Origin of the sequence: Pediococcus siamensis, from assembly GCF_047220215.1 — a bacterium.
Classification (GTDB): Bacteria; Bacillota; Bacilli; order Lactobacillales; family Lactobacillaceae; genus Pediococcus; species Pediococcus siamensis.
On record NZ_CP178375.1, the window covers coordinates 1,947,681 to 1,963,350 of the forward strand.

Annotated in this window: 12 protein-coding genes; 1 reads left to right on the forward strand and 11 read right to left on the reverse strand. The window is 38.8% G+C overall.

Going from position 1 to position 15,670, the window contains the following annotated elements; genetic code table 11:
• From ACLJJ6_RS09380 to ACLJJ6_RS09400, 5 genes are all read right to left on the reverse strand, one after another.
• Nucleotides 1–612, reverse strand: coding sequence for a sulfite exporter TauE/SafE family protein (locus ACLJJ6_RS09380; RefSeq protein WP_412989194.1), 612 nt, complete (start codon nt 610–612; stop codon nt 1–3).
• Nucleotides 613–807: 195 nt separating this feature from the next.
• Nucleotides 808–1,290 (reverse strand): PTS glucose transporter subunit IIA, encoded by a 483-nt coding sequence (locus ACLJJ6_RS09385; RefSeq protein ID WP_412989195.1) that lies wholly within the window; start codon nt 1,288–1,290, stop codon nt 808–810.
• Between the two features lie 11 nt (nt 1,291–1,301).
• Nucleotides 1,302–2,189: a formylglycine-generating enzyme family protein gene (locus tag ACLJJ6_RS09390; protein ID WP_412989196.1), complete on the reverse strand. Its 888-nt coding sequence runs from the start codon at nt 2,187–2,189 to the stop codon at nt 1,302–1,304.
• A gap of 27 nt (nt 2,190–2,216) precedes the next feature.
• On the reverse strand, nt 2,217–3,686 hold the full coding sequence (locus ACLJJ6_RS09395; RefSeq protein WP_412989197.1) for a sulfatase: 1,470 nt from the start codon (nt 3,684–3,686) through the stop codon (nt 2,217–2,219).
• 52 nt (nt 3,687–3,738) lie between these two features.
• Nucleotides 3,739–5,166 (reverse strand): PTS transporter subunit EIIC, encoded by a 1,428-nt coding sequence (locus ACLJJ6_RS09400; protein ID WP_412989198.1) that lies wholly within the window; start codon nt 5,164–5,166, stop codon nt 3,739–3,741.
• 212 nt (nt 5,167–5,378) lie between these two features.
• Between ACLJJ6_RS09400 and ACLJJ6_RS09405 the strand changes: the two genes are divergently transcribed.
• Nucleotides 5,379–6,149, forward strand: coding sequence for a MurR/RpiR family transcriptional regulator (locus ACLJJ6_RS09405; RefSeq protein ID WP_412989199.1), 771 nt, complete (start codon nt 5,379–5,381; stop codon nt 6,147–6,149).
• A gap of 197 nt (nt 6,150–6,346) precedes the next feature.
• Here the strand turns inward: ACLJJ6_RS09405 and ACLJJ6_RS09410 are convergent, their stop codons facing one another.
• From ACLJJ6_RS09410 to ACLJJ6_RS09435, 6 genes are all read right to left on the reverse strand, one after another.
• Nucleotides 6,347–8,599: a TIM-barrel domain-containing protein gene (locus ACLJJ6_RS09410; protein WP_412989200.1), complete on the reverse strand. Its 2,253-nt coding sequence runs from the start codon at nt 8,597–8,599 to the stop codon at nt 6,347–6,349.
• A gap of 43 nt (nt 8,600–8,642) precedes the next feature.
• Entirely contained in the window at nt 8,643–8,852 is a 210-nt protein-coding gene (locus tag ACLJJ6_RS09415; protein ID WP_412990465.1) for a hypothetical protein, read from the reverse strand.
• Between the two features lie 9 nt (nt 8,853–8,861).
• On the reverse strand, nt 8,862–9,791 hold the full coding sequence (locus ACLJJ6_RS09420; protein WP_412988322.1) for an IS30 family transposase: 930 nt from the start codon (nt 9,789–9,791) through the stop codon (nt 8,862–8,864).
• Between the two features lie 92 nt (nt 9,792–9,883).
• The gene (locus ACLJJ6_RS09425; RefSeq protein WP_412989201.1) at nt 9,884–11,461 is read right to left on the reverse strand and encodes a hypothetical protein; all 1,578 of its coding nucleotides are present in this window, start codon (nt 11,459–11,461) and stop codon (nt 9,884–9,886) included.
• Nucleotides 11,462–11,746: 285 nt separating this feature from the next.
• Nucleotides 11,747–13,027, reverse strand: coding sequence for a NupC/NupG family nucleoside CNT transporter (locus tag ACLJJ6_RS09430; RefSeq protein ID WP_412990466.1), 1,281 nt, complete (start codon nt 13,025–13,027; stop codon nt 11,747–11,749).
• Between the two features lie 215 nt (nt 13,028–13,242).
• Nucleotides 13,243–15,618, reverse strand: a complete 2,376-nt coding sequence (locus ACLJJ6_RS09435; protein ID WP_412989202.1) for an ATP-dependent DNA helicase — start codon at nt 15,616–15,618, stop codon at nt 13,243–13,245.
• Between the last annotated feature and the right edge of the window lie 52 nt (nt 15,619–15,670).

A 15,670-nucleotide genomic window follows, 5' to 3' on the forward strand; every position in this document is an offset into this window, starting at 1 on the left:
TTAACTCAAATCTGTTAATATTTGGTAACCGTTAAACGCGTTTATTGAAATCACAACTAAAATTGCGATTCGATAAACCGTTTCAACTTTTCGAGTTTTGATCACGTGACTGTACCGAGCGCCCATTGTGCCACCGATTGCGGCTGCTGGAATTATAAATAGGAGTGTTTTTAAATCAAACCCCCATACAATTCCTGAGCAAATCACGGCCAACACCTTAGAAAATTGAGAAAATAAAATTGTAACGATTGAATACACTGTAGCTTCTTTAATTGGCATACTGCAACACAGCATTAGCACGGCAACATTAATTGGACCGCCACCAATACCTAAAAGCGTCGAAATCCATCCTAAAAATCCACCGATAATCGCCACTAAAATTGAATTTTTAATGCAAAAACGCCCATATGGGATGATAGAGTAACTTAACGCAAACAGTAATGTGATAACTGTTAGAATTATCTGAATCTGATTGAGAATTCCATCATTTCTAATGACACTATCTAGAAAGTTGAAAGTGCTATTGCCTAGAATACCACCAATAACTGCCCCATCGAAAGCACCAACGCAAATTTTTTCTGTAAATGAAGCCCCAATTTGACCTGCTTGCATGTAGACGTAATCGCCATGGTTAATACAGCTACACTACTGAAAAAATTAATTTGAATTAGCGGATGGGCACCGATCGCATCTAATACTGGTTTAATAATAACGCCGCCACCCATTCCAGCTATTGCACCAATTATGTTTGCAAAGAAGACTATCAGCATATATAGTATATACACCATATTGAGCCTCCATTTATTTTTAGACGAGCTTTGCGACACTATCTCCAGCGTTTGCAGATCCGAGATTCACTTCAAGCTTTTCAGCAAGGTCGTTAAAATTTGTGATTGCCACAATAATCACGGGATCTAAATCTGCTGCTTTAATCACATTCAGATCAATCGTGACCAACTGATCACCTGCATGAATAATCTCATTCAACCCAACGGTCATTTGAAACGGCTTACCCTTCAAGGACACCGTATCAATGCCCATGTGAATAATAATTTCCATACCATTATCTGCAGTCAGGCCAATACCGTGCTTCGTGTCTGCAATAAACGTTACTTTCCCTGAAACAGGGGAAACGACCTTTCCGTTCTCAGGCTTAACCGCAAAACCATCGCCCATCATTTTGGTAGCAAACACTTCATCTGGCACTTCGGTAATTGGAGTAACTTCACCGTTAGCTGGTGACTTTAAAGTCTGATCTCCATTCTTTGATTTTCTTTTAAACCAACTCATAATTCTCTCCTTTAAACGTCCCTGATCACTCTAAAACTAAGATTTGAACTGGCTGAATCACTCATTTCTCCATTTCTCGCTCCAACTCTGTAACGATTACAAAAGCTGCAATGACACAAGAACGAACCACCGCGAATCGCAACTTGATGTGGAGCGTGTTCTTTCAACTGTTGTGTCCAAAATTCTTGCCCGTTGTAAACTCTAAATGCAGTTAGATCAATTCCTCTTGGATTTGTACACCATTCCCACACGTTGCCAATCATTTGATATAAGCCAAATCCGTTTGGCTCATAACTTTCGACGGGCGCCGTTCCTAAATAGCCGTCTTCTAAAGTATTTTCACTTGGAAAATTTCCTTGCCACGTATTTGCGTGAATCTGGTGTCCCTCTGTTAAATTGTTTCCCCACGGATATTTCAGATTTTGCTTGCCTCCTCGTGCAGCTTTTTCCCATTCTGCTTCTGAAGGTAAGCGGCAACCTGCCCACACACAATAAGCAATCGCATCATTTAACGAAACTTGTGTAACAGGATAATCTAAGCGGCCGTCGATATTACTTTCGGTTCCCTCCGGGTGCTGCCAACTGGCCCCCGCAACAGCTCGCCACCAGGGCATATCTTTAGTTGCCTGTGTTTTTTCCAGAGTCTTCGGATCTAATAATTTAAAAAAAACGTATGACCAACCAATCTTTTCTGCTTGTGTTTGATAGCCGGTTTCCTCAACAAATCGCTTAAATTCACGAATTGTCACAGTAGTGGTACTTATTCGAAATGCTGGTAAGTTGACTTCCACCGTTGGCCCCTCTTTGTCAATTGGAAAACCAATTTGATCATTTGTACCCATGATGAACCGTCCTTCAGCAATCAATTTATAAGTCAGATCGGATTTCTCTTTTAGCATATTCCACTTTTCCTTCCACATTGATTATTAATTTTGGGACAGTCCTAAACGAACAAATTCCTCTTTAGGAGCCTCAATTTTTTTCAACAATACCGTTAATTTTTCTATCATTTTGGACTCTAGTCTCTTATCATGGAGCGGATAATTTTGGTCCGGATCATGCTTGATGTCAAACAAGTAATTACCTAACGCATACGAATCCATTTGATTTCGAAGGGCAATTTTTCCAACCTGTATCCCGTGAGTAAAGCGATTCCCTTTAACCAGCTCCAAACTTTTCATTTCTTCAGAACTGTAAAAACCGCGCATTTGCGTATAAGCTAATGTGTAATTTACTAGTGGTTCATTATCTGGATTTTGTGAAGCACGCATATAAACATAATGACCGTCATAAACACAGGCGAAGCTGCCATTCACGCCAAATAAAATGTCTCGCTCCTTAACTTGATTTTGAGCAGCCGCGGCTAAAATCTTTAGAATTGATTTCCCATCACGTACAGTGTCATCTTGAATGGAGAAATAATCTAACAGAGTTTCTGGAAGATCAATTGTTTGTGCAATTTGACCACACACTTTACCATCCAGATTTTGATGTGAGGGATCATGGATAAAAAACGGCAAATGAACAAGTTCGTCATAAACAGGAGAAATATTTTTTCCAATCCAGTTATGTTCACCCAACAAAAAGCCATGATCGGTATTTACAATAACCAAAGTATCTTTCCACATGTCATTTTGATCCAAAACATCCAATATTTTTCCAAGATAGTGATCACACATCGTGATCAACGCCGCGTACTCTTTTTTGAGATCTTCTAAATCATCTTTAAAGCGATCATCGACTAGTTTCTGATAAGTTGGCCAATAAGGAATGTCTCTTGAGTCGATGCAATTATACATTTGCCGGTATTTTTCTGGAACATAAAATGGTTCGTGTGGATCGAAGGATTCAATCTGTAAAAACCAGTTCTTTTTATCCGCATTCTTTTGAAGAAAATCAATTCCGGCATTAATAGTTCGCACACTCGAAATATTTGCTTCTTTGTGAATCCTTGTGATGTTGGCCATATGCTGATCGACAGAAATCCCTTTTTTATTCAACTCATTTTTATTTTCATTTTTTTCTCTTTCCAACCGTGATACCCAGCGATCGCCTTCTTGCCCTCGAAATCCTTCCCAACTCGAATAGCGAGGCAAATATGTTGCACCGCCATCTTCCCAATAATGTGAATGATCAGTCACAATATGTGAATAAACACCTTTATTTTTTAACTTTTCAATTGCAGATTGATCAAAAACTTCCAACGGTCCCCAAGAACGGAATGGGAAGTTATACATGCCAGTATGTAATTCTCGACGTGCTGGAATGCAAGGTAAACTGCCTCCATAAAAGTTGTCAAAAGTAACCATTTTTTTCTGTAATCTTTGAAAGTTAGGTGTTTTTATCCATGAATTCCCATAATTAGATAAGAATCGTTTCGATAAGGTATCAAACATAATCATTACTGCGCGCATACTGATTCTTCCTCCCTCTGCAGCCTATTTATCGCTACTCGTAGCGACGGATTTTTCCAACTGTGTATGTCAGTGCAAATCCGGCCACACAGGCCACTGCATATGCAATCAAGTACTGTAGATATTTTCCATTCGCAATCAGCGGAATTGCAGACATCCCTGCAGCTCCCAAGGCGGAACACTTAACGCCCAACAGACTGACCATCATGCCGCCAAAGCCTGCTCCGATTGAAGCGGTAATAAAACCAAATCCTGACGGAATCACCAGTCCAAATAAAGTTGGCTCTCCAACCGCCAAGAACGTTGCCGGCAAAGCTGCTTTGGCCACATCTCTAACTTGTTGTTTTCTAGACATAATCCATAAAGCCAAACCAGCACCAATCAAACCAGCGTTACTCATGATTTGAAAGGCATTGATCTGTGTTGATCCCTGTTGCGCAATCAACTGCAGGTTAATCGGTGTTAACCCTTGATGTAATCCGGTAGATATCAAAGCTGGTGCCAAGGCAGACAGCACAAAGCCACCAACAACACCTGATTCGTTAATTAAGAATAAAATTCCTTTGATCAAACCGTCCGACAAGACACCCATTATCGGCATCACGGTCAGAAAATAAACCACAGCTGTAAGAAGTAGCGATAATGTTGGCGTAAGAACCACATCCAAAATATCTGGTACAATTTTATGGAATAATTTCATAAACTCAGCTAAAATCCAAACACCCAGAATGACGCCAAACAAACCACCCTCCCCGGCCTTTAAGCCTAAGACAGGGAGTGCTGTTGAAAGTGTAATAGCTCCAACAGCTCCTCCTAATAATTTGTCAGTTTTAAATTGGACTGCCGAAGTTACACCAACATAAATTGCTAAGAAACTAAACACAGCAGTGCCAATAATTCCAAATACGGTGCTAACTTGCAACAAATGCCAACTTTGTAAGACCACTTGGGTATTTGTTAGTTGTCCAGAAGCCTTGATTCCATCACTTACAGCAACATTGGTGGCATTGGTTGTCATAATGTTGTTAATTCCTTGTAAAAATCCAGAAGCGATGATAGCCGGAATTACTGGAACAAATATATTGGACAATGTTGTCAAAAAAGATTTCATTCGGCCATTAGTATGGCTGCGGGCTTGGGCTTTATTCTGTTGGATAGTTGCATCCATATCTGACTGTTTCGTTCCGTTTTCTTCCTGTGTTCCGGCATTATATTCTTCACCTAAGATTCCGATAATAGCTTCATGTATTTTGGTACTCTTTCCAGGTCCGACAACAATTTGAAATGTGTCGGCATCATTTATTCCTAAAACACCCGGGACCTGTTTTAGTTCTTCAATTTGAATTAATGTTTTATTTTTAAATTTAATTCTTAGCCTAGTCATGCAATTTTCAACACTCACAAAATTATCTTTTCCCCCACACAATTCAATAATTTTGCCAGCCACTTCTGCATTATTCATAATAATGCCTCCCCAAAATAATTTGATGGTTGGTTCTAAAAGCGCTTTCAGAAATCCACATGCATAGTATACGGTATTCATTCGCACTTTTGGCAGTTTTCTATTTGTTTGGGAATTTTACCATTTCTTTGGCAATAAAAAGATTTTCAAGAATTAAAAAAACGTTTATGCTAAAAGCATAAACGTCAAATGAATATGAGGTGAATTGAATTATGACTCGAAGAATTGAAGAACGAATCAAGGAACACGAAAAGAGATTTTCAAACGTTGACAAGCAAATCGCAAAATTCGTTTTGCTTAACCAGAAAAAAGTCTGTAGCATGAGTATTAACAATTTAGCGGACGCAGCTTTTGTGTCCACTTCATCCGTGCTCCGCTTTACACAAAAGCTCGGCTTTCACGGATTTTCTGATTTCAAATATTATTTAACTTGGAATAATGCTGATACGGATACTGTCTCAAAACCCAATGCTGAAATAATCGGTCATAATGTTACTCAAATGTTGGCTTCGTTGAGTACTTCCAGTATCGAAACGACACTGCGTTATATTCACCGGGCACATCGCATTTTTGTTCTGGCTACCGGGCTTAATCAACAGTCACAGGCAAGAGATTTACAACAGAATTTTCTTAAAATGGGAATTAGCATGGTACTCCTTCCTTCAAATAGTGGTAGCATTTTAAATCGCCAGATTTCAGAAAGTGTCACAGCAGACGATCTTCTCATTATTTTTTCTTCTTCGGGAGAAAACACTGTTGTCAAAGATTTCCTAAAATTACCTTCCTTAGTTCAGACGCCAATCGTTTCGTTTACTAACGGACTAGATAGTTGGTTGTCCGCCCATTCCAATTGCGTTTACGCACTTTCTCATCTTCAAGATAGTGCAAAACTAGAGCCATACTTTTCAGGATTTTTTCACTTATTAATTGACTTCTTGGCAGATAACTATATAACCCTGTACGAAAAAAAGAATAAAAAATAACACAAAACAATACTTTTACCTTCCAAAAAGAAATAATACCATTTTATAGCGTAAAAAACACCCGACATCAATTAATCTGAAGTTCTTGCGAACATAAATTCTAACTGTTTAAGAATAGAATTTTACGTATATCAAATGTAATTTCTTATGACGTTCTAACAAAAACAAATTATAGGATTCACACTGTCACTAAACTTTTACAATGTTCCTACCAGTTCTTGCAACATCTGGGCGACTTCTCGTTGTTCCAAAGTATTAATGTAAGATATTTTTTTCGATAAATTCGCCTTTGTTTGCATATTATTCCAAATTTCGTTTTTTAAGTCAAAAGAAATATTAGCATGCTGTAGTTTTTTATAGATCAGATTTAAGACCAGTTGTGAATCTAAGTCAAACACAAGCTTTACTATCATATCTGCTTTATCACTTATTTTTACATAATTTTCTGCCAAATTCTTCATGTTACCGCTTGGCACAAAAATAAGTTTACGATGCTTTGGAATTATGTGTTTAGGATCCTCTACATGAACTTTCACTTCTTTTTCGCCATCATATTCGAATTTTGTTCTTGCGGCAGATCCAAATTGATGTTCAACCAGTGTATACTCATTAGCTTTCCCAGGATAAATACGAATTGTTAATTCTGTTGGCAAATCTTCGATATTGTCCATATACTTTTCATTTAATGGGACAATTCCTCCTGCTTTGACAAATACCGGATAAACCTTTTCTGCACGAGACACTGTATTGAAAGTGCCACCAGTATATTTGATACCAGTAAAGAAATCGTACCATTCGCCTTCTGGTAACCATACTTTTGTCTGTGCTTCCATTGTCGTTGAATCAATAGGTGTAGTAATTGCCGAAACTATCATTTCACTTCCAAAATAGTACTGGTTTGGTACTGTGTAAGCTTCTTTACTTTCAGAGTGCTTATAATACATTGGCTCAATTAGGGGTATTCCTTCGCGATGTGTCAACTCGTTAGCCGTATCCAAATATGGCACTAACGAACTACGTAGTCTTAGAAATTTAGTCATAATTTGTCGTGCATTCTCGTCATAGTTCCAAGGTTCTTTTCCCATAAAGGGATTCTCCGAACTGTGTAAGCGATTAATAGGACTAAAGACACCAAATTGCATCCATCGAACAGTCAGTTCACTGTCATAAGAGCCATTCATATGTCCGCCAATATCATGGCTCCACCAAGTATAACCAATATTAGAAGCTGTCGCAGTAAAATATGGCTGAAACTTTAACGATTTCCAACTAGCAACCGTATCTCCCGAAAATCCTAGAGGATAACGATGACTACCAGGACCACCATATCGCGATAAAGTTAACCCATTTCCAGATTGTTTTGCCGCGTTATCTTGATAAACGTAATGATTAAGCAACCACAGAGGATCAACTTGCTCAGAACTACGATTTTGTCCTTGCTGCCAATCAATCCACCAAAAATCGATACCCTCTTTTTCAAGTGGATGATGAACATTCTCAAAGTATGCTTGTCTATATGCTGGATTCTGAAAATCAAACAATGCGGGTTCTTCTTCCTCTACATTTAAGCCCAATCTTTTTGCTACTTGAGGATATGCCGTTTCAAAAGCACGAATTCCAGCCGCTGGATGATCATTCACAGTTACATGTTTTCCTTGCTTATGCAGCCAGTTAAGTAATTTTCTATGGTCAGGAAAAAGTTTTTCATTCCAAGTATAGCCTGTCCAGCCGCTTCCAAATCTTGCAGGTACATCGTGTACTAAATGCCAGTCCATGTCCATAACTGCCACAGAAATTGGAATTTTTTCGTTATTAAAACGTTCAAATAATGTTTTATACTCGTCTTGTGTATATGGCCAGTATCGGCTCCACCAATTTCCTAAAGCAAAACGTGGAATTAGAGGCGTGAAACCAGTTAATTTATAGTAGTCACGCAGTGTTCCTTCATAATCGTGTCCATATGCAAAATAGTAATAGTCTAACTCCGAAAAATCGCGAACCTTAAACTTATTATCAGTCAGAATGAACGATTGTGAATCATCTAAATATGAAAAACCATCTTTAGACATCAATCCATCGTCTAGTGTAATTTCACCATCCGCTTTGTCTAGCGTGCGGGCAGTTCCTTTTAAATTCTTTTTGTTTTTTTCACCAAAGTACCAACGGCTCATATATGTCCCATAATTATATGCAGCATCAATATAAAGCGTTGCTGGCGTGAATTTTCCACCATCATAATACAAATGAATGAACTCTGTAATAATTTCAATTTCGTGATTTTTCCGGTTTTTTATAACTTTAAAATTTGCTTTTTTAAATTCACGGTTTTGAACCAATTGCGTAGTTTGATCTTCAAACTTACCGCAATCTGAATACTCAAGTCGGATCAGCCGCTCTGTTAAAACAGTAAATCGAAAGTGTTCGCCACTTATCTTATTAGTTGTATACATTTGCGTTCTCCCTTACAAATAGTCCTTTTACAGAATGCTGCTCTTAATTTAAATCAATTAAGTATACTTGCGCCCCATAAGGTGCAAGTACTATTCTTCCTTTATCTGTCCAACTCTTGGTATTCGTATTACTAATCAAACATTTATGAGTTGTATGAACATATTCTGATGGGACATAGTAATTAATCTCTCTCGTTGAAAAATTGCAGATAACTAAAAGTACTTGTTTTCCTAAAACTCTTTTATAACGCAGATTACAAGTTTAATTCGAACACTTACTAAATAGTTCCCTGAATGTTTCAATGGCAGTTTTCCAGTTTAGAATTTTTAATGGTCGGTTGTTAATCAACTCCGTTGCTTCAATAATTGATTCTTCTGTGACTTTCGCGAAGTTTGTCTTTTTAGGAAAGAACCAACGAATTTTGCGATTGAAATATTCATTAGTTCCACGCTCCCACGGTGAATAAGGGTGACAAAAATATACCTCACGTTGATAGGTGTCTTCAATGAGTTGATAACCTGAGAATTCTTTACCATGATCAGCTGTAAATGATTTTACAGCTGGACCAAAGGTTCTGATGAAGGTTTCAATGGCGTTATTCATTGCATTCTGACTACGGTTTGGAATTTTAATCATCCAAACTAGACGACTCTTTCTTTCTACAAATGTTGCCAAACATGTCTTTGAACCACCTCGTGACGAAAGAACGGTATCCATTTCCCAGTGTCCAAATTCGGAGCGATCATTTATAGCTTGAGGACGATTTTCAATAGTTTTACCAACCTGAAAGCTTCCCCGACGCTCATCTTGATGTTTGTGACGTTGTCCTTTGTCGGGCAATTGTTCAGCCTTAAAGTTGATTTGGCCACTGTAAATCCAGTTATAGATTGAGCTAGTGCAAAGTCTAAGCTCATGTGCGACCTCATCAGGTGAATGTGTCAAACGTAAATGGTTCTCAATTAAGCGTTTCAGCATTGGAGTTAAAATTGATTTTCTTCCTGAATGATGTCGTTGTTGTTCGGCATCCGCCTGTGCCAATATAGGGTTATATGGCTGAACTCTCTTGAGTTCATAACTGATGGTGGATTTGGACACATTGAGTGCGGAAGCAATTTTGTTTTGAGAATAACCGATATTTAGCAAATGGTAGATGGCACCGCGATCGAATTGTGTTAAAGTAGAGAAGCTCATAGTAATGTATCTTCTTTCATGGTTTGGTTGTGGTGACTACCATTGTAGGACATTACTATGGGTCTTTGTTTACATTTTTTTAGGTGTTCGAATTAATTATATAATCTGCATTTTAAAATAAATTTATGTGTAGATGTTTTCAAAAGTGGAAATGAAACCGCACCATCTTCAAAGTCAACACTTCCTAGATAATCCCCCCACTGATGATCTCCCGAATGTGAGGATCCATCCCAGACACCTTCACCTATACCTTCATACATATTGTCTTCATGTTTTTCAACCAATTTTCCTGGAAGACCTGGTACACCCTCTGCGGACCCAACCCATTCATTTCCTACTTCACGATCTCCATTTAAAGAACCGAAAGTCAAATAAGATTGAATAGATTCAGTCTGTGGGGCAACTTGCAGTCTTTCTTTAGTTTCAGGATCGATAAAAGTGATATCAATGTTGAACTGGCCAATATTTCCATAGGTGACTCCAGAATATAAGTTATTAGAAAAATCGATAAATTTTCTTCGTTGGGCAGCCGTATTACCGGAACCCCATGGTCCGTTAGCATCATTGTCAATGTCTTGAATATTAGTAATTTTCACAACGGCTCCCATTGTCTTCACGTTGTGATTTAAATCCGTATATAGACCAACATTTCCGTAATAAACACCAATTTCTTCACCAGAGAAATTGTAATCCATACTATACGTCACAATTGAACTCTTTTGTTCATCTGCATTTTTATGGTAACTGTCGTAATAATTATTTTGTAAATCACTTAAAGAACTTAATTGTCCATTTGAACTTTTATTTTCATATATGTTTATATTTGTTTGATTGTTTGAATTATCTTTTGACCAAATTTCAAATTCACTGCTAAACGCATTTTGTTTAATGCCAACCTGTGAAACCGCAATTGCATCGTTAAGTTGATCCATAGGATCGTTGGTCAATACTTTAGTTCCTATTTTCTGACTCTTATTATTTTCAGTTTTCTCATCAGTATCAGAATCCGCCTCATCTTTCGGGTCTGTTTCTGTCTCCTCGCTATTCTGTTTTTCTTCTTTAGTGGCCTCTAATTTCTTCTCAGTAGCTTTAACTTCCGATTCTGTATTTGCACTCTTAACCGGAGCCTTGAAAGTTAACAAACCAAACTTAACATTCTCTTTCAAACCACTAAATTTCATTTCAATATTTGCTTTGAAATCTTCTGTGATAGTCTGAATGGTTAAAGGTAATGTGACTTCGTAATCAATTTCTTGATCATCCGCAATAGACTCAAAGTCTTCTTTGTCCCATTTCAACGCATAACCATTAAGTTCATCACTAACTTGAAATGTGACTAACGGGGTATCTGCCTTCACCCCTGCAATTTCGGGAGCGAATTCTGTTTGTTTAGTTGGTAAAGTCAAAGAGTCTGTTCCTGATAGCGCAATTACGGTGCCATCGTTTTCTCTAGCTTGTTTCCCCGTCATTTTCAGATGGAACTTAGCATTTATTTGCTTTTCTGCATCAACCTCCTCAATTGTCTCGGTGTTTTCATTCGTAAGCCGAGCCTCCGAAATACTAAATTGATCATCTTGACCCTCTTCAGCCCAAGCTCCCGTTGCGGGATAACCTATTCCAAAAAGGAGCAGACCAATCATAAAAAACGAATAAATCTTTCTGATGGTCATACCACTGTCCCTCCTAATAGTGAAATCGACTTCTCGAATATAACTTATTGTTTCTATAACTTTAATTTGATTATAGCAACCTGATAATACAAAACAAATTTAATCTATAATTACCATAATTTAGTTCTAATTATCATTTACATAAAGTAAGCGATTTCTTAAATTTTGTAAAAAAATAGTGAATAATCTGTCTTAAATTTGAAAAGACACAATTATTCACTACTTTTACAGTGTATGAAATTGATTTTGTGACACAAGTATTAAATGTGTCACTTTTACGCTATTTTACCAACTAAAGAGCCCTACTACACCAGCCGATAGTAACGAAACCAAAATACCGGACAAGAGCATGTAGCCGACATTTTTCGAAATAACATCATTCTTCTTCCGATCCACAATCCCTTTGAACGCCCCAATAACCATTCCGGTTGTGGAGAAGTTTGCAAAGGAAGTTAAAAAGACGGTTAACATCGCTTTAAAATGGGGTGCGTATGTTTGAACAACGGGCGAAACTTTTCCCATAACCACAAATTCGTTTGTGACCAATTTTGTTCCCATGAATTGCGCAAATTTGAAGGCAGTTGGCACATCCAAGCCAAGCAGCCATGCGAATGGAAACATAATGATCCCTAAAATGTTTTCTAGAGTCAACCAAGGTGCAATCAATTGTAATCCCTCATCAATTAATTTAGCCAAGGCCACAAAAGCAATCACGTTCGCCAAAATAATTAGGACCAGCTTGCCGGCACCTAAAATTGAATCTCCCAAGAATGAGAAGAATGGCTCTTTTTTGGGTTTAGCATTAGCTTCGGCTTGAGCTTCCGCTAATTCTTCTGAGCCACTAGGATCCGTTGTTTGTGTGCTTTCAGCAGCCTGTGCACTGCCCCCGATTTTGGCAATCGTATCTTCTTCGGGTGTCACTGTAACTGGATTTAAAATAATTGTCACAATAATTGCATTTACAATGTTAATCGGAACCGCAGCAATAATATATTCGCCGGGCATCATCTGCATGTATGCGCCTAAAATCGAAGCGGTCACACAACTCATGGACATCATTGCAATGGTGACTAACCGTTGGGCTTTCATTTGTTTCAATTGCAAACTAGAAACCGCTAAAGCTTCGGTATTTCCTAAAAACATCATTTCAACCGCAAAAAAGGATTCGAATTTTGGCTGCCGCGTGATGAAGGCAAGTCCGCGACCTACCCATTTAATCAACCAAGGCAAGAAACCGATATAAGTTAAAATATCGAATAATGGCACAATCATCAGGATTGGTAATAACGAACTCGTTACAAAATCCATTTGTTTCACGTTTACCCAACTTGCCAGGGCAAAAGAAATTCCTGAATACGAAATCTGTACCATCCAATTAAAAGCTGATGCGGCGGCTTTAACCCCATCAATTCCGATCGAAAATCCTGTTAAAAACCAAGCCAAGAAGATGTTAATCACTAACATCGTTAAAACTGAACGCCAATCGATGTGCTTTTTATCTTTGGAGAATAAAAAGGCAACCCCGATAAAAACAAGAATTCCAATTACATTAATGACTAAATACATGCCATTTTCCATTCCGCGAACTCCTTCTTTCTATGTAAACTCCAACAACAGCAATGGTCCTTATCTAATATACCGATTAAGCCGATTGCTGTAAACAGCAAATAAGGATATCAGCCAATTAACTTGTGTAACGCACCAAAAAAACTAATTTTTTAAACAAAAAAGCAGCTTTCTGTATGTTACAAAAAACTACTTTTATCGATTGAAATTTGACTCTACTTTGGTTCAGGAAGACTTTGCCAGAAATTGGCGACGTTTTGACTAAGTTGGGCGACCGAATACACCCGTTGATAGTGCTGCCAGTGCTTGGGGAACAATCGGGTGTACCTTGAGCTGCCAAAGCGATTATCCATTAAGACAACATTGCCGGCGTCACGAGTACTGCGAATTAATCTGCCGGCAGCCTGCAAAACGTGGTTCATCCCGGGCAATTGATACGCATATTCAAAGCCCTTCCCATTTTTTTGATCGAAGTAATCACGCAGCAAATTGCGCTCGTCGCTCAAACCGGGAAGCCCGACACTCACAATCGCCACCCCAATTAAATGATCCCCGACCAAATCAATGCCTTCCGAAAAAATTCCGCCCAGCACACTAAACCCAATCAGAGAATGCGGATAATCTTTTGCAAAAGCATCCAAAAATTCCTTACGTGCTGATTCATCCATCTGATTGCTTTGTTCAATCACATTAAACTGCTGGTACTGATCTAAAAAGGCATTCTCGATTTGCGTCATATACTGGTAAGAAGGACAAAAGACCAGATAATTCCCCTTCCTAGCATTTACCATTGCAAAAATGCTAGCCACAATACTCCCAATACTATTCTCCCGCTGCTTATAGGTGGTATTTACGTACTGGGTAATTAAAATATTTTGCCGCTGTTCCAAAAATGGTGAGCTTAACTGTAAACTCAAGCCGTTAGTTTCACAACCCAACGTTTCTTTAAAGTAGGCCATGGGTGACAAAGTAGCAGAGAAAAACACGACGCCACGTCCCATTTTCAAAGACATGTCTAAGTATGGGCTCGGATCCAAACAGAGCTCTTTGACACTAATCCGTTGGTCCTCTCTCACCATCACAATCACGCGGTAACTTTCATCATAAAATGCGGAGATTTTGACGTACCTTAACAGCATGAAGTAAAAATCCAATATTTGGGAGGTGAACGGCGTCTGCGGCTGTTTTGGCAACCAGTCCTGGACAAAAAGATTGAACTTCTCGAGACGGTGCCGAAAGCCGGTTAGTTCTTCTGTCGTCACAGCTTGCGTTTTGTGCTGCTCTGTTAACGGCAGCTTCACCTGATCAAACGCGGTTTGCACCTTACTTAACTGGTTAGCAATCCCTTTAATATCTTCATTTTCCGCAGCCGACTTGCTCATTTCTAATAGCGTGTCAATGTCGTGATCGTCAACTTCGGCCGTATACATGTCACGTGCTCGTGAAACCAAATTATGAGCCTCATCAACTAAAAAGAAGTTACTGTCATCTGGTTGAGAAAAGAACCGCTGTAAAAAGACAATCGGGTCAAACAGGTAATTGTAATCACAGATAATGACGTCCATAAAGGTTGAAATGTCCAGTGAAAACTCAAAGGGATCTAACGTGTGCTTTTTAGCATATTTTTCAATGGTCGGTCGGGTAATCTGATTTTCGTGTTCGAAAACATCCCGAATGCCATCCTTAAGCCGATCATAGTAACCGACCATGTAGGGATTGTCCTCTGGAGCAAGATCGACTTCTTCCGGAAAAATAATTTTATCCTTGGCCGTCAGCGTAATACTTTTGATCTGCAACCCCTGGTCTACCATCAACTGGAGACCTTTTTCTGCGACACTGCGCGTACTTTGCTTAGCTGTCAGGTAAAATAGTCGATCACTTAGGTCTTCACCCATAGATTTAATGCTCGGGAACAGTGTCGAAATCGTCTTTCCCGTCCCTGTTGGTGCTTCAACGAACAGCCGTTTCTTTAACGCAATGGTTTTATACACCGCAACCGCCAAATCACGCTGGCCATTGCGGTACTGTGTAAACGGAAAATCGAGCTTCTGGATACTTTGGTTACGCACTTTGCGCCAATCTGCTCGCATCACTAGCCAACTTCGGTACTCTTCAATAAGTTCGTCAAAGAATTTTTGCAGTTCATCACGTTGAAAAACTTGTTCTTTTTGGGTAATTTGGTCTGTTGGCCGTTGATAATAAGTGAGCCGTAAAGTAACTTCCGGCAGATCTAAATCATGGGTCAAAATGGCTCCATAAACTTTGGCCTGGCTCCAATAAAGGGTTAGTGTATTTTCGGAAAGATCTTCAAAATCAGGATCTGAAGTTTTGATTTCTTCAATCAATAAGTGATTATCCGTTTGTACAACGCCATCAGCGCGGCCATCAATCACATAGTCTTCGCCGGCCATAGAAACTGTGCGTTTGACGTAAACTTCCTTTTCGTAATTTTCACCACCCATTTTTTGAAGTTTGCGATGAATTCGGGCACCTTCCAAAGCCGTATTTTGGCTATTACTGCTTGCATTCAGGTCGCCGGCCCGAAGTACAAATTCAACTAGCTGCCGGATTCCAATTTTCTTACCTGCCATTCAGACCATCCCTTCATACGTCTTAATGTAATGTCTCGACTTGTTTTTAAAA